The sequence below is a fragment of the Pseudomonas sp. KB_12 genome (assembly GCF_052114545.1).
GTDB lineage: Bacteria > Pseudomonadota > Gammaproteobacteria > Pseudomonadales > Pseudomonadaceae > Aquipseudomonas > Aquipseudomonas brassicacearum.
Genome location: NZ_JBFREY010000020.1, coordinates 52,356 through 69,193, shown reverse-complemented (window position 1 = coordinate 69,193; position 16,838 = coordinate 52,356). Strand labels below are relative to the sequence as shown.

Here is a 16,838-nt window from a genome sequence, read left to right as displayed (position 1 = left end):
ACTTAGTAATTGAAAGTCTTGACCAGCAACAGATCGCCAATGGCGCGCAGGGGCACGACAAAGGTCTCGCGTTTTTCATTGACGGTGTTTTCGTTGAGCACCAGGTTGATCTGCGAGGTGATCACCTCGTTCTGGTTGCTGGATTCGTCGAAGTTGTAGCCGCCGTCGCCGTAGTTGCCCCAGTAGTTCACATAGACCAGGTAGGTGCCGTGCATCGGCGCAGTCATGGTGAACATTTCAGGGCCGGGGCCATCGACGCCATCCGGGTCGAGACCGCCACCGTTGCTCAGCGCCGGCTGGCCGAAGAACGCATGTTGGCCGTCGGGTGTGACGATATGCAGATCGAGTTCGGCATTGGGGTCGTCCCAGCCCAGCACCACGCGGATCTGCGCCGGGGTGCGCAGATTGTTGGCTTCATAGAATTGCACGCGCTTGAGGGACTGGCCTTCGGAGCTGCGCACCTCGACGCTGTTGGAACCGGCGCCGAACGCATACGGCCGGGCGAAACGCCCCTCGTCGTCGGTATAGAGGTTCAGTGGATTGCCGTTGACCGCCAGGCTATGGGGCTGGCGAGCCGTGCCCATGTCCTTGATCCGGCCCTCGATCATCGTGCGGTTGCGCTGCACGCCCCGGTCGATGGGCGGGGTGGGATAGGCGACCTGCGGGTTTTCGGTGCGATCGAGCAAGCCGCTGTAGCGCCAGCCGCCCACCGGCTCCGACATCTCGGCAGAAGGCTGCGCCCACGCCAACGGCGCGCCGAGCAACACGATCAATAAAGAAAGAAAACGCACGTATGCCTCCTGCCATGCACGACGCAACCCGGCGCCAATCCTCAGCGCTGCTTGTCATTATTCGGGCTTCGTCTGAAGGCCCCGTCGCAAGGGGGCCGTAGATGGCGCGAAGAGTATCGATTTGACGGTTTTTTCACAATCGGGGAACGCGCGATTCTGTGTGGGAAATCACGTACTGAGGGGGGCGTGAGCCGAATAGAGGGTTTATTCGGCTCACCAGATGAGCCGAATACGGAAACTGACGTCACTTCTGACGCAATACCGTGCTTGCTCCCGTTCGACTACGCCCTGTAGGAGCTGGCGAAGCCTGCGATCTTTTGATCTTTCGCTTGAGATTCAAGTGTCTGGGGAAAGATCGCAGCCTCGTTGCACTCGACAGCTCCTACACAGCTCCTGCACAGCCCAGCGGGAGCAAGCTCCCTCGCCACAAAAGCAATGGATCATGGCAGGCGTTTACCCCGTCCTGATTTGCCCCAATACCCCATGTCTGCTAGTGTCGCGCCGGTTTAACAGTCAACCGGAATAGCCGCCATGGCCCGCAAAAAAGCTGCACTGGATTTCGAACAATCTCTGGCCGACCTGCAAACGCTGGTCGAACGGCTGGAGAACGGCGAATTGTCGCTGGAAGACTCGCTGACCGCCTTCGAGCAGGGTATCGGCTTGACTCGCGACTGCCAGGCGGCGCTGGCCCAGGCCGAGCAGAAGGTGCAATTGCTGCTCGAGCGTGACGGTGAGCTGACCGAAGAACCTTTCGACGCGGAACAGCCTGAATGATCGGCGCCTATCAGGCCAGCAGCCAGGCCCGGGTCAATGCTGCATTGGATAGCTTGTTCAGCGCCCCGAGCCCGGAACTGGCACGGCTGTACGAAGCGATGCGCTATAGCGTGATGAACGGCGGCAAGCGTGTTCGGCCGCTATTGGCCTACGCCGCGTGCGAAGCCTTGGGCGGCCAGGCCGAGCAGGCCAACGGCGCTGCCTGTGCGGTGGAGTTGATCCACGCGTATTCGCTGGTGCACGACGATTTGCCGGCCATGGACGACGACGACCTGCGTCGCGGCCAGCCCACTACTCACAAGCAATTCGACGAAGCCTGCGCGATCCTGGCCGGCGACGGTTTGCAGAGCCTGGCCTTCACCGCCCTGCTGGATCCGGCCCTGAGCGATTGCCCGGCACAGGTTCGCCTGGACATGGTCAGCGCCCTGGCGCTGGCGGCAGGCCCTGCGGGGATGGTCGGCGGCCAGGCCATCGATTTGGGCTCAGTGGGCCTGAAGCTGGACCAGAGTGCCCTGGAATACATGCACCGGCACAAGACCGGCGCCTTGATCGAGGCCAGCGTCCGGCTCGGCGCCCTGGCCAGCGGCCGGGCCACGCCCGCCCAGTTGCAAGCCTTGCAGACCTACGCCCGAGCCATCGGCCTGGCGTTCCAGGTGCAGGACGACATCCTCGACGTCGAAAGCGATACCCAAACCCTGGGCAAACGCCAGGGTGCCGACATCGCGCGCGACAAGCCGACCTACCCGGCCCTGCTCGGCCTCGACGCCGCCAAAGCCTACGCCCTGGAGTTGCGCGACCAGGCCCTGGCCGCGCTGCGACCCTTTGACGCGGCGGCCGAGCCGTTGCGCGACTTGGCGCGATATATCGTCGAACGACGCAGCTGATACAGGGTCAACCCATTCATAAGTGCGTATCGGCCAAGTTCCGGCCAACGCGTGGGCAGCTTGCGATGCATAAGGTAAACTGCCGCCTCTTTCTATACCTATAACGATTCGCCTGATGCCCACGACGTTTCAAGAGATTCCCCGCAAGCGCCCGACCACGCCCCTGCTGGACCGCGCCAACACGCCGGACGGCCTGCGTCGCCTGGGTGAAGCCGAGCTGGAAACCCTGGCCGATGAGTTGCGCCTGGAGCTGCTCTACACGGTCGGCCAGACCGGTGGGCACTTCGGCGCGGGCCTGGGCGTCATCGAGCTGACGATCGCGTTGCATTACGTGTTCGACACCCCGGACGACCGGCTGGTGTGGGACGTCGGGCACCAGGCCTACCCGCACAAGATCCTCACCGGTCGTCGCGAGCGCATGGGCACGCTGCGTCAGAAGGACGGTATCGCCGCCTTCCCGCGCCGCTCCGAGAGCGAATACGACACCTTTGGCGTCGGTCACTCCAGCACCTCCATCAGCGCCGCCCTGGGCATGGCGATTGCCGCTCGCCTGCAAAACAGCGAGCGCAAGGCCATTGCCGTGATCGGCGACGGCGCACTGACCGCGGGCATGGCCTTCGAGGCGCTGAATCACGCGCCGGAAGTCGACGCCAACATGCTGGTGATCCTCAACGACAACGACATGTCGATCTCGCGCAACGTTGGCGGTTTGTCCAACTACCTGGCGAAGATCCTCTCCAGCCGCACCTACGCCAGCATGCGCGAAGGCAGCAAGAAAGTGCTGTCGCGCCTGCCCGGCGCCTGGGAAATCGCCCGCCGTACCGAAGAATACGCCAAGGGCATGCTGGTCCCCGGCACGCTGTTCGAGGAACTGGGCTGGAACTACATCGGCCCCATCGACGGCCATGACCTGCCCACGCTGATCGCCACCCTGCGCAACATGCGCGACCTCAAGGGCCCGCAGTTCCTGCACGTGGTCACCAAGAAAGGCAAAGGCTTCGCCCCGGCGGAAGTCGACCCGATCGGCTACCACGCCATCACCAAGCTCGAACCCCTGGACGCTCCGGCGGCCGCGCCGAAAAAGGCCGGCGGACCGAAGTACTCCGGCGTCTTCGGCCAATGGCTGTGCGACATGGCCGCCGCCGACCCACGCCTGGTGGGCATCACCCCGGCGATGAAGGAAGGCTCGGACCTGGTGGCCTTCAGCGAACGCTACCCGCAACGCTATTTCGACGTGGCGATTGCCGAGCAGCACGCCGTGACTCTCGCCGCCGGCATGGCCTGTGAAGGCGCCAAGCCGGTGGTGGCGATCTATTCGACGTTCCTGCAACGGGCCTACGACCAACTGATTCATGACGTCGCCGTACAGAACCTCGACGTGCTGTTTGCCATCGACCGCGCCGGCCTGGTGGGCGAAGACGGCCCGACCCACGCCGGCAGCTTCGACCTGTCGTTCCTGCGCTGCATCCCCGGCATGCTGGTGATGACCCCGAGCGATGAAAACGAGCTGCGCAAGATGCTCACCACCGGCCACCTGTTCAATGGCCCGGCGGCAGTGCGCTACCCACGTGGCACCGGCCCGAACGCGACGATCTCGACCGACCTCGAGCCGATCGAGATCGGCAAGGGTGTGATCCGCCGCCAGGGCAAGCAAACCGCCCTGCTGGTGTTCGGCGTGCAACTGGCCGAAGCCCTGAAAGTCGCCGAGACCCTGGACGCCACCGTGGTGGACATGCGCTTCGTCAAACCCCTGGACGAAGCCCTGGTGCGCGAGATGGCCGGCAGCCATGACCTGCTGGTAACGATCGAGGAAAACGCCATCATGGGCGGCGCCGGCGCGGCGGTCAGCGAATTCCTGGCGCGGGAGAACATCCTCAAGTCCGTGCTGCACCTGGGCTTGCCGGACCTCTATGTCGAACACGCCAAGCCGGCGCAGATGCTGGCCGAATGTGGGTTGGATGAGGCAGGGATCGAAGCGGCGGTGCGCCAGCGGCTGCAACTGCTGGGCCTGTAATTTTCAGACCACACAGTTCCCCTGTGGGAGCGAGCTTGCTCGCGATAGCGGTGTGTCAGCCAATGAATCAATTGGCTGATCTGCCGCCATCGCGAGCAAGCTCGCTCCCACATTGGTTTTTGTGTGGACCCAGTCATCACGGAACACCCATGAAACTGCGCCTAGCCCTCACCCTCTCCCTGTTCCCCACCCCCGACCTGCTGGCCGACACCTTCGAGCGCGACCAGGCCCTGAAGCTGCCCGACATCGTGATCAGCGCCAACCGCCAGGTCGAAGCCCGCAACGACAGCAGTGCCGCCAATACCGTATTCACCCGCGACGACATCGAGCGCTTGCAACCGGCCAGTGTCACCGACTTGCTCAGCCGTGTGCCAGGCGTGCAGGTGGCACCGCTGGGTGGGCGTGGCAGCCTGCCGGGGATTTACATTCGCGGCACCAAATCGGCCCAGAGCCTGGTACTGGTGGACGGTCAGCGCATCGGCAACGCCACCTCCGGCGACAGCAACCTACAACGCCTGAACATCAACCAGATCGAGCGCGTGGAAGTGCTGCGCGGTTCGCGTTCGGTGATCTACGGTGCCGATGCGGTGGGTGGGGTGATTCAGATTTTCACCCGCCGCGGCAACGAGCAAGGCCTGCAACCGCGCCTGCATGTGGGGGTCGGCAACCATAAGACCTGGGAACGCAGCCTGGGCCTGTCCGGCGGCGACGACCAGACCCGCTTCAACCTCGGCGCCAGCCTCGACGAGAGCGCTGGAAGCAATCGGACCCGCGAGTCCTATGCCAGCGACCGCGACGACGATGCCAACCGCAACCAGTCTTTCAGCCTGAGCCTGAGCCATGCCGCCAGCGATGACCTGGAAGTCGGCCTGAACGTGCTGGATAATCGCGGCAAAAGCGAATACGACAACCCGTTCGGCCGCTTCGACCCGACCACTTTCGAATCCCTGCCCCAGCAACCCTCCAGTGAGTTTGCGGTGAGCAGCTTCAGCACCTATGTGGACGGGCGAATCAACGAGACCTGGAAGTCACGCCTGGAACTGGGCCACAGCGAAAACCGTGAAAAGACCTTCGACAAGCTCAGCGACGTCCGCGAAGTGTTCAACACCTACCGCGATTCCGTGACCTGGCAGAACGACGTGACGCTGAACGAGCGCAACAGCCTGATCGTCGGCGGTGACTGGTATCAGGACCGGGTCAACAGCAGCACGCCGTTCGACGAAGACAGCCGCTGGAACCGTGCCGCGTTCATCCAGCACCGCTTCCAGGCCGAAACCTTCTCCACCGAACTGGGCCTGCGTCGCGACCAGAACCAGCAATTCGGTGGCCAGAACAGCTGGAGCGGCACGCTCACCCTGCCGATCAATGCGGACAACGACGTATTGCTGACCTACAGCGAAAGCTTCCGCGCGCCGACCTTCAACGACCTGTACTACCCGGACTTCAGCAACCCCGACCTGAAACCCGAAACGGCCAAGAGCTACGAGCTGCAATGGCGCAGCCAGCTGAGCGACAGCGCCCGCCTGGAGACCTCGCTGTACCGAACGGACCTGGAAGACGCGATCATCTTTGGCAGCAACTCACGCCCGCAGAACGTCGCCTCGGCGCGGATCAACGGTTTTGAGATGGCCTACCTGCAGGATGTGTTCGGCTGGCAGGGCAACCTGGGCCTGGCCATCATCGACCCACGCGACCGCGACAGCGGCCACACCCTGGCCCGCCGCGCCCGGCGGACCTTGAGCCTGGACCTGGACCGCCAATTCGATCGCCTGGGCCTGGGCACCACCTGGCAAGCGGTGAGTGGCAGCTACGACGATGAAAACAACCGCAATGCCCTGGGTGGCTATGCCTTGCTCGGGCTGCGCGGCAGTTGGGCGTTGACCCGGGAGGTCAAGCTGGAGATGAAGGTGGATAACCTGCTGGACAAGAGTTACAGCCGGGCGTTGTATAGCCATGAGGGTCAGCAGTATGGGTATCGGGAAGAAGGTCGGGTGTGGTTGTTTGGGGTGACGTGGACCCCGGAACTCTGATCCAGGATCTGTAGCGCCCGGACGGGCCTCTTCGCGAGCAGACTCGCTCCCACAATTTGATCCAATGTGGATACAAAATCAGCGGCGCCACAAATTTCTGTGGGAGCGAGCTTGCTCGCGATGGCAGGCACCGCGGTCTATCTGTCTGGCGCAATCAACTCACACAACCGCGCCGTCGCCTCGATCATCTGCCCACTGGGCCGCTCCAGCCCTTTGTCATTGACCCGCAACAACCGCCCCTGCGCCACCGGCCAGGTTTTCCAGGCATCGAGCTGCGCCTGGCCCGTGGCCAGGATGACCTGAGGGTTGCGTTGCAGCACCGCTTCCACACTCACCTGCGGGGCTGGCACGCTCAGGTCGGCAAAGACGTTGCGGGCCCCGCACACCGCCAGCGCATCACTGATGATCTGCCCGCCCCCGACGGTGTACAGCGGCCGGTCCCAGACCTGGTAGAACACCGACAACGGCGGGTCCCGTCGATAGCGCTGGCGTAAGGCCTCAAGACGCACACGCAACTGCGCCGCCCGGTGCACGCCCCGCTCCGGGCGGCCGAGCTGCAGGGCAATGTCTTCAATTTGCGCGATGAGTTGGTCGAGGCTGCGGGGCTCGGCGACATAAATGGGAATACCCAAGCCCTTGAGCTGCTCGCGCTGGGCCGGGCCGACACTGCCGGGCCAGAGCAGGAGCAGGTCGGGCTGGAGGCTGAGCAAGCGCTCCATGTCCAGTTGGCCGTATCGCCCTACGGAAGGCAGGTCTTTAAGGATTGGCGGACGATCGCCGCCATCCAGCACGCCCACCAAGAGGTCGGCGGAGCCCAGTTCAACGACGATTTCCGACAACGACGGCGCGAGGCTGACGACCCGCGAAGCCGCCATCGTCGAGGCGCTGACGGCCAGCAGCAAGACCGCCAGCCAGCGGTTCATCAGCCGAGTTGGCGCGGGATGCGGTACAGGTAGAACAACACGGCGGTCGACAAGGCCAGCAGCATCAACGGCACCGCTTCCAGGCCAACGAACACCGCAAGGGCACCGACCCAGGCCGGTAGCCCGGCCACCAGGAAGGCAGCCCGACGACGGGCCGCCAGGTCAATCCAGGCCTGAGGTTCTTCGGGCGTGTCGAGGGCTTTCTGGGTGGCGATCAAGGCTTTTTTATAAGGTCCGAAGAATCGCAGGCTGACAAACATCGACGCCACGCCGGCAATGAACAGCGGCATTGCCAGCACCGGCAGAATCGCTTCGCCCTGGCCGAACACCGCATTGATCACGAACAGTGGCAGCAAGGCCAGGGCCAGGTATTTCCACCAACTGACGGACAGCCGCCGCCGGACCTGACCGCGCGTCACGCCCGGTCAACCTCGCCTTGGTGCTCGTTACCCATCATGTGGTCGAGCTTGCTGGCCTTGGTCGCCAGGTAGAGTTTGTTGTGGGGGTTGTGGCCGGTGTGCAGCGGCACACGCTCAGCCACAACGATGCCCATGTCGGTCAGGGCCTTGACCTTGCGTGGGTTGTTGGTCATCAGCCGCAGGGACTTGATACCCAGGTGTTCGAGCATCGGCAAGCAAATGCTGTAGTCACGCAGGTCGGCGGCAAAGCCCAGGCGCTCGTTGGCCTCCACGGTATCGGCGCCGCCATCTTGCAGTTCATAGGCGCGGATCTTGTTCAGCAGGCCAATACCACGCCCTTCCTGACGCAGGTACAGCAACACACCACGGCCTTCACGGGCAATGGCCTGCAGCGCGGCCTCGAGTTGCGAACCGCAATCGCAGCGCTGGCTGAACAGGGCGTCGCCGGTCAGGCATTCGGAATGCAGGCGGCCCAGCACCGGCGCACCGTCGGCGAAATCACCCAGGCTCAGCACGACGTGCTCGCGGCCGGTGGCTTCATCGAGAAAACCATGCATGGTGAATTGCGCAAAGGGCGTTGGCAGCTTGGAAGCGGCAACAAAAACGACAGGCACCGGTGTGCTCCTGATCTAGTACTGGAGATTCGCAGAGGCGGGCATTGTAACAGCACGATCCGACCGACGCTTAGGCTGAATTATCGCTAATGATCATCGATAAGATTGATCATGGCTTCGGTGGTTTGCCATTCTCGTCGAAAGGATAGGGTTGCTTCCAGCGTTCGAAAATCGGTTTCAACTCGCCGCTCTTCACCAGCACTTCCATGCGTCGGTCGAACAGCGCCCGCAACGTACGGCCGTTTTCGTTGTTGGCGAAACCCAGGTACAGCGGCAAATTGATCAGCGGCGAAAGCTTGAATTGCTTGGGATCGTCGGCCTTGGCGAGCACATCCTGGATTTCCATCAACGCATCGATATAAAAATCGGCACGATCATGGGCCAGCATCGGCAAGATACCCACGGCGCGGTGAATCTCATTGAAACGCCGGATGTTGGGCAGGTAGTTGTTGTATTCGTACCCGCGCATCCACACCAGTCGATAGTTGCCAATCGTCGCCAGCGTCGGTGAAGGCTTGGAGGCCAACCCCAGGGCATAGATATGATCGACGTCGTAGTGCCAATGCGGGTAAAGCAGCCCTTCGGTTTCATCGCGATAAGCGCCGACCTGTGCATCCATCTCCCCACGCTGCACCAACCCGATCGAGCGGGTGTAGGGCACGCTGCGGATCTCCAGCTTGACGCCTTCAGGCTCGAAGACCGCGCGCAAGATGTCCCAGCCCATGCCCCGGCCATCGGCCTGGGTGTAATCGGCCCACTCTTCGCTGGCCGCACGGATCTTGTCAGGCAGCGGCGTCGACTCGGCCACCCTTGTACCCACACAGGCTCCTAAACACAGCAACAGCAGTAGTGCGCGGCTTACGCCCATGCCTGACTCCCTCAGGTGAAACACCACACCAATCCTTGCATTGCCAACCAGGCGAAAACCCCGGCCAACACATCATCGAGCATGATACCGACACCTCCGTGTACGTGCCGGTCGATCCAGCGGATCGGCCACGGCTTGAGGATATCGAAGAAACGGAACACCAGGAAACCCGCCAGCAACCAATACCAGCCTTCCGGTACCAGCCACAAGGTGATCCACATGCCGACCATTTCGTCCCAGACGATGCCTTCATGATCGTGCACCCGAAGGTCGTCCGCCACTTTGCCACACAGCCAGAAGCCAAACAGCATGGTGATGCCCAGCATCAGCCAGTAGCCCCAGTCCGGCAACATCTGCCACAACGGTATGAAGGGTAGCGCAACCAGCGAGCCCCAGGTACCCGGGGCCTTGGGCAACGTACCCGAACCGAAGCCAAATGCCAGGAAATGCCAGGGATTGCGCCAGACCGAAGGCGGAACGAACTCTGCCGGGACCTGGTTGGGATGATCTGTCACGGTGTCTCCCGAAAATGTTGATAGCCCCGCACTGGCGGGGTGATGTCGTGCCCGACGCTGTCGACCAGCGTGACGCCTTGCCCGGCCAGTACGCTGCCGATCACGTGGATCGGCCAGCCGGCGGCCTGCAACGCCGACAATCGGCTCGGTGGCACGGAGAACAACAGCACGTAATCGTCACCGCCGCTCAGGGCGACCTGCTCGGCATCCGCCTGGCCAAGAAACGCTACCAGAGCATTGGACAACGGCAGTCGGTCCCGTTCAACCTGCAAGGCCACCCCGGACGCCAGGGCGATATGCCCGCAATCGGCCAGCAGGCCATCGGAAATATCCATCGCCGCGCTGGCCTTGCCCCGCAACGCCAGGCCCAGGTCGATCTGCGGACGTGGCGACCAATAATGGGCCAGCAACGGCTCGGCAATCGCAGGTTCGGCGCTGCGCTGGCCGAGCACCAGCGGCAACGCGCCGGCGGCATTACCCAATTCGCCGCCCACACACAGCAGGTCGCCGGGCCGCGCGCCGCTGCGGGTCAGGGCCTGGCCGGACGGTACGTGGCCAAACACCGTCATGGTCAGGCTCAGGGGCCCCCGTGTGGTGTCCCCCCCCACCAGCGCCACGCCACAGGCCTGGGCCATCTGGTTCAAACCGCGGGCATAGGCTTGCAGCCAATCGGCGGTCACCGTCGGCAAGGTCAGGGCAAGGGTAAAGGCGAAAGGCTTGGCGCCCATGGCGGCCAGGTCACTGACCGCCACGGCCAGCGAGCGCTGACCGAGCAGGAACGGCTCGCAAGGGTTTGGAAAATGCACACCGGCCACGAGCGTGTCGGTGGACACCGCCAGCTGTTCCCCGGGAGGAACGGCCAGCAGGGCGCAGTCGTCGCCGATCCCCAGTGCAATGCCCTCGCCGCCCTGCGCGCAAGGCGCGGCGGCGAAGTAGTTACGGATCAGCTCAAATTCACCCATCAAGTGTCGTTCAAACGCCAATCAGCGCTTGAACGCCTTCACTTCAGCTTCACGCAGACGTGGGGCGAGCTTGTCGAGCACACCGTTGACGAATTTGTGGCCATCGGTGGATCCGAAGACTTTCGCCAGCTCGATCCCTTCGTTGATCACCACGCGGTACGGTACGTCGACGCGCTTGAGCAGTTCCCAGGTGGACAGGCGCAGCACGGCCAGCTCAACCGGATCCAGCTCTTCGATGGTCAGGTCCAGGCAAGGCGTGAGCGCGGTGTCGATTTCGGTCTTGAACTGCGGGACCCCGTGCAGGATCTCGCGGAAGTAAGCGCCATCGACATCACTGAAATCGTTGTCGACCCGAAACTGCGCTTCGATCTCGTTCAGCGATTGCTTGGCCATGTGCCATTGGTACAGTGCCTGGGTCGCGAGCTGACGGGCTTCGCGACGCTTGACGCTTTTCGATGGCTTGCCGGCATCCGCAGGCTTTGGATCGCGCGGGTTGAAACGATCGCTTTCGTCGCTAATCACTTGGCCTCCAACTGCGCCAGCAGGCTGACCATTTCCAGGGCGGACAGGGCAGCTTCGGCACCTTTGTTACCGGCCTTGGTGCCGGAACGTTCGATGGCTTGCTCGATGGAGTCAACGGTCAGTACGCCGAAAGCGACTGGCACGCCGAATTCCATGGACACTTGGGCCAGGCCCTTGGTGCATTCGCCGGCCACGTATTCGAAGTGCGGAGTACCGCCACGAATGACCGCGCCCAGGGCGATGATCGCCGCATATTCGCCCTTTTGAGCGACTTTCTGCGCAACCAGCGGAATTTCGAAGGCGCCAGGGGCACGGATGATGGTGATGTCGCTTTCGCTCACGCCATGGCGAACCAGGGCATCAACCGCACCGCCAACCAGGCTCTCGACCACGAAACTGTTGAAGCGGCCCACTACCAGAGCGTAGCGGCCTTTGGGGGCGATGAAGGTACCTTCGATGGTCTTCAGGGTCATTCGTCAGATCTCTTAAAGAGCCGGAGCGCGTTCTATAACGCGCTCCTCAGTGATATTAGCCACGAATACTGCACCGCAAATCCCGTCATGCTGTTCATTTCAAGCTTTTGTGGCGAGGACACTAACTCCCGCCGAACCACGTCGTAGGAGCTGTCGAGTGCAACGAGGCTGCGATCTTTCCCCAGACACTTGAGTCCCAAGCGAAAGATCAAAATCAAAAGATCGCAGCCTTCGGCAGCTCCTACACCCGCCAGGAGCAAGCTCCCTCGCCACAATGAATCCAACAAGCCTTAAGTGAACAACAATGCCGAAATCTCCGGGCTATTATTCGGAGGGCACGTATTCTACAACTTCCAGATCGAAACCGGATATCGCATTAAATTTCATCGGTGCGCTCATCAGGCGCATTTTACGCACGCCCAGGTCACGAAGGATCTGCGAACCGGCACCGACAATGCTGTAGGTGGTCGGTTTTTTCACCGCCGCCTGGTCGCCGGTTTCGCGGATGTGCGCCAGCAGCACGTCGCCATCGAGCGGGTGACCGAGCAGCAGCACCACGCCGCTGCCGGCCTCGGCCACCGCAGCCATCGCGGCCCGCAAGCTCCAGCGGCCGGGTTGCTTGACCATCAACAGGTCACGCAGCGGGTCCATGTTGTGCACCCGCACCAGGGTCGGCTCTTCGGCACACACGGTGCCCAGGGTCAGCGCCATGTGCACGTCGCCTTCCACCGAGTCGCGGTAGGTCACCAGGTTGAACTGGCCCAGTTCGCTGTCCAGCGGCTGCTCGGCAATCCGCTGAACGGTACGTTCGTGGATCATCCGGTAGTGGATCAGGTCGGCGATGGTGCCGATCTTGATGTTGTGTTCGGCGGCGAAGGTTTCCAGCTCCGCACGACGGGACATGGTGCCGTCGTCGTTCATCACTTCGCAGATCACGCCGCTGGGTTCAAAGCCCGCCATGCGCGCCAGGTCGCAGGCCGCTTCGGTGTGGCCGGCGCGGGCCAGGGTGCCACCAGCTTGGGCCATCAGCGGGAAGATGTGGCCGGGGCTGACGATGTCTTCGGCCTTGGCGTCCCGGGCGGCAGCGGCCTGCACGGTGCGCGCGCGGTCGGCAGCGGAAATACCGGTGGTCACGCCCTCGGCGGCCTCGATGGACACGGTGAACTTGGTGCCGAAGCCCGAGCCGTTGCGCGGCGCCATCAGCGGCAGCTTCAGCAGCTCGCAGCGCTCGCGGGTCATCGGCATGCAGATCAGGCCACGGGCGTGCTTGGCCATGAAGTTGATGTGCTCGGCCTTGCAGCATTCGGCGGCCATGATCAGGTCGCCTTCGTTCTCGCGGTCTTCGTCATCCATGAGGATGACCATCTTGCCTTGGCGGATGTCTTCAACCAGTTCTTCGATGCTATTGAGCGCCACGCGGCACCCCCTTGGGTCAGGATTTGAGGTAGCCGTTGGCGGCCAGAAAACTTTCAGTGATGTTACCCGGCTTTTGTGGGGAGCCCGGCTCTGCGGCCTTGTCGCCCAACAACAGGCGCTCCAGGTAACGGGCCAGCAAGTCGACTTCCAGGTTCACCCGGCGACCTGGCCGGTACGAGGCCATGATGGTTTCGCTCAGGGTGTGGGGAATGATTGTCAGCAGGAATTCGGCGCCATCCACCGCGTTGACCGTCAGGCTGGTGCCGTCGACGGTGATCGAGCCTTTGTGGGCAATGTACTTGGCCAGTTCCTTCGGCGCGCGAATGCGAAACTCCACGGCCCGGGCGTTATCCGTGCGCGAGACCACTTCGCCAACGCCGTCCACGTGGCCGCTGACCAGGTGCCCGCCCAGGCGAGTGGTGGGGGTCAGGGCTTTTTCCAGGTTGACCGGGCTGCCGCTCTTGAGGTCGTTCATGGCCGTGCAGTCGAGGGTTTCGCGGCTGACGTCCGCCAGGAAACCATTGCCCGGCAATTCGACGGCCGTCAGGCACACGCCGTTGACCGCAATGCTGTCGCCCAACTTGACGTCGCTCAGGTCGAGCTTGCCGGTTTCGACGTAGACCCGCACATCGCCGCCCTTGGGGGTGAGTGCACGGATGCTGCCGATGGATTCGATGATGCCGGTAAACATGGAGTCCTCCTCGAGAACGGGCCGCCGCTTGCGCGAAAGCCGGGAATTATACGCTCGCCTGCGCAACGGGAACGGCGATGACTCGCCAGTCATCGCCCACGGCGCGGATTTCGGTGATTTTCAGCTGCGGGGCATCTTTCATCTGCGCCAGTGGCCAGTCCAACAGCGGCCGCGCCGAAGAACCGAGGAACTTGCCGGCGATGAAAATCTGGAACTCGTCGACCAGCCCCTGCTGGGCAAAAGCCCCCGCCAGGCGCGGACCGGCTTCCACCAGCACCTCGTTGACGCCACGGCCCGCCAGCTCCACCAGCAGGCGATGCAGATCGACCTGGCCGTCATCGCCTGCCACGATCATGCATTCGGGGCCGTTGGCGTATTGTTCTTCTACCGCCATACAGGTAGCGACCAGCGCCGGGCCAGCCTTGAAAAACGCGGAGTCCAGCGGCACCCGCAGACGCCCGTCCACCAACACCCGCAGCGGCGGACGGCTCATGACCAACGCCGTCTGCTCGGCATCGAGCCCCAACTCATCGGCGCGCACGGTCAACCGGGCGTTGTCCGCCAGCACCGTGTCGGCGCCGGTCAGCACCACGCTGGCCTGGGCGCGCAGGCGTTGGACCGCCGAGCGTGCAGCGGCGCCAGTGATCCACTGGCTTTCGCCGCTTTCCATGGCGGTGCGGCCATCGAGGCTCATGGCGAGTTTGACCCGCACGAACGGCAGCCCCTGCTCCATGCGCTTGAGGAAACCTTCATTGAGCTTGCGTGCTTCACCCTCCAGCACGCCGCTTTCGGTGGCGATGCCGGCCTGGGCCAGCCGTTGCAGGCCACGCCCGGCGACTTCCGGGTTGGGGTCCTGCATCGCCGCCACCACCCGCGCCACGCCGGCGTTGACCAGCGCATCGGCACACGGCGGCGTACGCCCGTGATGGCTGCACGGCTCAAGGGTCACGTAAGCCGTGGCGCCGCGGGCCTGTTCGCCAGCGGCGCGCAGGGCATGGACTTCGGCATGGGGCTCACCGGCGCGGATGTGCCAACCTTCGCCGACAATCTGCCCGTCACGCACGATCACGCAACCGACCCGGGGATTGGGGTGGGTGGTGTAGTGACCGCGCCGCGCCAACTCCAGGGCACGGGCCATGTAGTGGGCGTCGAGGATGGCCTGCTGCGCCGAGGCGGTCATTCTTTCACCGGTTCGCGGGCCAGGCGGTCGATTTCTTCGCGGAACTCGTTCAGGTCCTGGAAGCGCCGGTACACCGAGGCGAAACGGATGTAGGCGACTTCATCGAGCTTCTGCAGCTCGGCCATCACCAACTCACCGACCACCAGGGATTTGACCTCGCGCTCGCCGGTCGCCCGCAACTTGTGCTTGATGTGCACCAGCGCCGCTTCCAGGCGCTCGACGCTCACCGGGCGTTTTTCCAGGGCGCGCTGCATGCCGGCGCGCAGTTTTTCTTCATCGAACGGCTGGCGGCTGCCGTCGGTTTTGATCAGGCGCGGCAACACCAGTTCAGCGGTCTCGAACGTCGTGAAACGTTCGCCGCAAGCCAGGCATTCGCGGCGGCGGCGGACTTGTTCGCCCTCGGCGACCAGTCGCGAGTCGATGACCTTGGTGTCGTTGGCACCGCAGAAGGGACAGTGCATGGTGGCAGGCAACAAAAAAAGGGAGGGCCATGGTAGCGCATCCCACTGGCAAGACAAGCCATAGGGTTTACGGTATACAGACGGGCTTACCGTCAGATCCATGGAATTCACCTTGCTGGAGCCACACATGCCGCTACGATCGCTCGTTTTGCTCAGTCTTTTCAGCCTGCTGATGGCGTGCAGCAGCGACGCCCCCAAGCCCGCCGCTCCCGCCCCGGCCCCAGCGCCGAAACAGGCCCAGGAAAAAGCCCGCCAGGCGGCCGAGCTGGGGCCGCTGCCGGCGTATCAGCGCGAATTGAGCGGCACCTTGCAAGGCGTGCCGGCCGGGGCCGAGGTCGAACTGGCGTTGCTGGTGATCGATGACAAGGACCGCCCACAGCAATTGCTCGCCAGCTCCAGCCTGATCGGCACCAACCAGGCCCTGCCCTTCCGCCTGCGTTTCAACCCCGATGCCTTCCCGGTCGGCGCCCGCGTCGAGCTGCGCGGCCGCGCCAGCCAGTCGGGCCAGTTGATCCTGCACCTGCCGGAGCAGCGCATCAGCCAACCAACCACCCAGGCACTGGGCGCCCTGCAATTCGTCAAAGCGCCATGAGTGCACCGCAGGACCTGCAACGGGCGCTGAGTGAATTGCTCGGTGACGCGCGCCTGGTCGCTTGCCCGCTACCCGGCGCCGACTTGAAGTTGTGGCTGATCGACGGCGACAACATGGACCGTGCCTTCAGCCCGGAAGAAACCCGGCGCATTCTCCACGAGCCGCCCTATTGGAGCTTCTGTTGGGCCAGCGGCCTGGCGATGGCCCGCTACCTGGCCGAACAGCCGCAGTGGGTCGAGGGCAAGCGCATATTGGATTTTGGCGCCGGTTCCGGCGTGGCGGGCATCGCGGCGGTCAAGGCCGGGGCGCTGGAGGTGGTGGCCTGCGACCTCGACCCGTTGGCGATTGCCGCGTGCCGGGGCAATGCCGCGCTCAATGGCGTGGAGCTGGGGTATTCAACGGATTTCTTCGCCGAGGCCGATCGCTTCGACCTGATCCTGGTCGCCGATGTGCTCTACGACCGGGCCAACCTGCCGCTGCTCGATCAATTCCTCAGCCGTGGCCGCGAGGCGCTGGTGGCCGACTCCCGGGTGCGGGATTTCCAGCATCCGCTGTACCGACGCATCGACATGCTCCAGGCCATGACCTTGCCGGACCTGGCCGAGCCTGAAGAGTTTCGGCATGTGAGCCTGTACCACGCGCGGCGCTAGCCTTAAAAGCATCGCGAGCAAGCTCGCTCCCACGGGGGTCGCATGAACACTTGAGATCT

At 63.4% G+C, this 16,838-nt stretch carries 19 protein-coding genes; 6 read left to right on the top strand and 13 right to left on the bottom strand.

Annotated elements, in window-relative coordinates; genetic code table 11:
- Positions 1-2: 2 nt before the first annotated feature.
- A complete protein-coding gene (locus tag AB4Z20_RS17815) occupies positions 3-791 on the bottom strand; it encodes a YfaP family protein (RefSeq protein ID WP_214512535.1) in 789 nt (262 codons plus the stop codon).
- Between the two features lie 531 nt (positions 792-1,322).
- On the opposite strand from AB4Z20_RS17815, the gene AB4Z20_RS17810 reads away from it, so the two are divergent.
- The 4 genes from AB4Z20_RS17810 (at position 1,323) to AB4Z20_RS17795 (ending at position 6,493) form a co-directional block, all read left to right on the top strand.
- On the top strand, positions 1,323-1,565 hold the full coding sequence (locus AB4Z20_RS17810; protein ID WP_003185917.1) for an exodeoxyribonuclease VII small subunit: 243 nt from the start codon (positions 1,323-1,325) through the stop codon (positions 1,563-1,565).
- Positions 1,562-2,449: a (2E,6E)-farnesyl diphosphate synthase gene (gene ispA / locus AB4Z20_RS17805; RefSeq protein WP_214512537.1), complete on the top strand. Its 888-nt coding sequence runs from the start codon at positions 1,562-1,564 to the stop codon at positions 2,447-2,449. The genes AB4Z20_RS17810 and ispA overlap by 4 nt, the downstream gene beginning before the upstream one ends.
- Positions 2,450-2,564: 115 nt before the next feature.
- Positions 2,565-4,463, top strand: coding sequence for a 1-deoxy-D-xylulose-5-phosphate synthase (gene dxs / locus AB4Z20_RS17800; RefSeq protein WP_253469785.1), 1,899 nt, complete (start codon positions 2,565-2,567; stop codon positions 4,461-4,463).
- A gap of 149 nt (positions 4,464-4,612) precedes the next feature.
- Positions 4,613-6,493, top strand: coding sequence for a TonB-dependent receptor domain-containing protein (locus AB4Z20_RS17795; RefSeq protein WP_442090324.1), 1,881 nt, complete (start codon positions 4,613-4,615; stop codon positions 6,491-6,493).
- Positions 6,494-6,630: 137 nt separating this feature from the next.
- Here AB4Z20_RS17795 and AB4Z20_RS17790 read toward each other — a convergent pair whose 3' ends face one another.
- The 12 genes from AB4Z20_RS17790 to nrdR all read right to left on the bottom strand — a co-directional run bounded on the left by AB4Z20_RS17790 (position 6,631) and on the right by nrdR (position 15,537).
- Complete coding sequence (locus AB4Z20_RS17790) at positions 6,631-7,416, bottom strand: cobalamin-binding protein (RefSeq protein WP_442090323.1); 786 nt, start codon at positions 7,414-7,416, stop codon at positions 6,631-6,633.
- The gene (locus AB4Z20_RS17785; protein WP_214512541.1) at positions 7,416-7,835 is read right to left on the bottom strand and encodes an MFS transporter; all 420 of its coding nucleotides are present in this window, start codon (positions 7,833-7,835) and stop codon (positions 7,416-7,418) included. The genes AB4Z20_RS17790 and AB4Z20_RS17785 overlap by 1 nt, the downstream gene beginning before the upstream one ends.
- Positions 7,832-8,449, bottom strand: coding sequence for a GTP cyclohydrolase II (gene ribA / locus AB4Z20_RS17780; RefSeq protein ID WP_030140454.1), 618 nt, complete (start codon positions 8,447-8,449; stop codon positions 7,832-7,834). The genes AB4Z20_RS17785 and ribA overlap by 4 nt, the downstream gene beginning before the upstream one ends.
- Before the next feature lie 109 nt (positions 8,450-8,558).
- Entirely contained in the window at positions 8,559-9,317 is a 759-nt protein-coding gene (locus AB4Z20_RS17775) for a substrate-binding periplasmic protein (RefSeq protein ID WP_442090322.1), read from the bottom strand.
- Positions 9,318-9,328: 11 nt separating this feature from the next.
- Positions 9,329-9,832 carry a phosphatidylglycerophosphatase A family protein gene (locus tag AB4Z20_RS17770; protein WP_003206020.1) on the bottom strand — a complete coding sequence of 168 codons (504 nt, stop codon included), beginning with the start codon at positions 9,830-9,832 and terminating at the stop codon, positions 9,329-9,331.
- Positions 9,829-10,794, bottom strand: coding sequence for a thiamine-phosphate kinase (gene thiL / locus AB4Z20_RS17765; protein WP_442090321.1), 966 nt, complete (start codon positions 10,792-10,794; stop codon positions 9,829-9,831). The genes AB4Z20_RS17770 and thiL overlap by 4 nt, the downstream gene beginning before the upstream one ends.
- Positions 10,795-10,815: 21 nt before the next feature.
- Positions 10,816-11,316 carry a transcription antitermination factor NusB gene (nusB, locus tag AB4Z20_RS17760; protein WP_003185935.1) on the bottom strand — a complete coding sequence of 167 codons (501 nt, stop codon included), beginning with the start codon at positions 11,314-11,316 and terminating at the stop codon, positions 10,816-10,818.
- On the bottom strand, positions 11,313-11,789 hold the full coding sequence (ribH, locus tag AB4Z20_RS17755; protein WP_003206025.1) for a 6,7-dimethyl-8-ribityllumazine synthase: 477 nt from the start codon (positions 11,787-11,789) through the stop codon (positions 11,313-11,315). The genes nusB and ribH overlap by 4 nt, the downstream gene beginning before the upstream one ends.
- A gap of 324 nt (positions 11,790-12,113) precedes the next feature.
- Entirely contained in the window at positions 12,114-13,205 is a 1,092-nt protein-coding gene (gene ribBA, locus AB4Z20_RS17750; RefSeq protein WP_003206026.1) for a bifunctional 3,4-dihydroxy-2-butanone-4-phosphate synthase/GTP cyclohydrolase II, read from the bottom strand.
- Positions 13,206-13,221: 16 nt separating this feature from the next.
- A complete protein-coding gene (locus AB4Z20_RS17745) occupies positions 13,222-13,896 on the bottom strand; it encodes a riboflavin synthase (protein ID WP_018600195.1) in 675 nt (224 codons plus the stop codon).
- 46 nt (positions 13,897-13,942) lie between these two features.
- Complete coding sequence (gene ribD, locus AB4Z20_RS17740) at positions 13,943-15,076, bottom strand: bifunctional diaminohydroxyphosphoribosylaminopyrimidine deaminase/5-amino-6-(5-phosphoribosylamino)uracil reductase RibD (protein ID WP_253469801.1); 1,134 nt, start codon at positions 15,074-15,076, stop codon at positions 13,943-13,945.
- On the bottom strand, positions 15,073-15,537 hold the full coding sequence (gene nrdR, locus AB4Z20_RS17735) for a transcriptional regulator NrdR (RefSeq protein ID WP_013694316.1): 465 nt from the start codon (positions 15,535-15,537) through the stop codon (positions 15,073-15,075). The genes ribD and nrdR overlap by 4 nt, the downstream gene beginning before the upstream one ends.
- Positions 15,538-15,664: 127 nt before the next feature.
- Here nrdR and AB4Z20_RS17730 point away from each other — a divergent pair, with 127 nt between their 5' ends.
- Positions 15,665-16,129, top strand: a complete 465-nt coding sequence (locus AB4Z20_RS17730) for a YbaY family lipoprotein (RefSeq protein WP_092225533.1) — start codon at positions 15,665-15,667, stop codon at positions 16,127-16,129.
- Positions 16,126-16,779, top strand: coding sequence for a class I SAM-dependent methyltransferase (locus tag AB4Z20_RS17725; protein ID WP_442090320.1), 654 nt, complete (start codon positions 16,126-16,128; stop codon positions 16,777-16,779). The genes AB4Z20_RS17730 and AB4Z20_RS17725 overlap by 4 nt, the downstream gene beginning before the upstream one ends.
- The last annotated feature ends 59 nt before the right edge of the window (positions 16,780-16,838 follow it).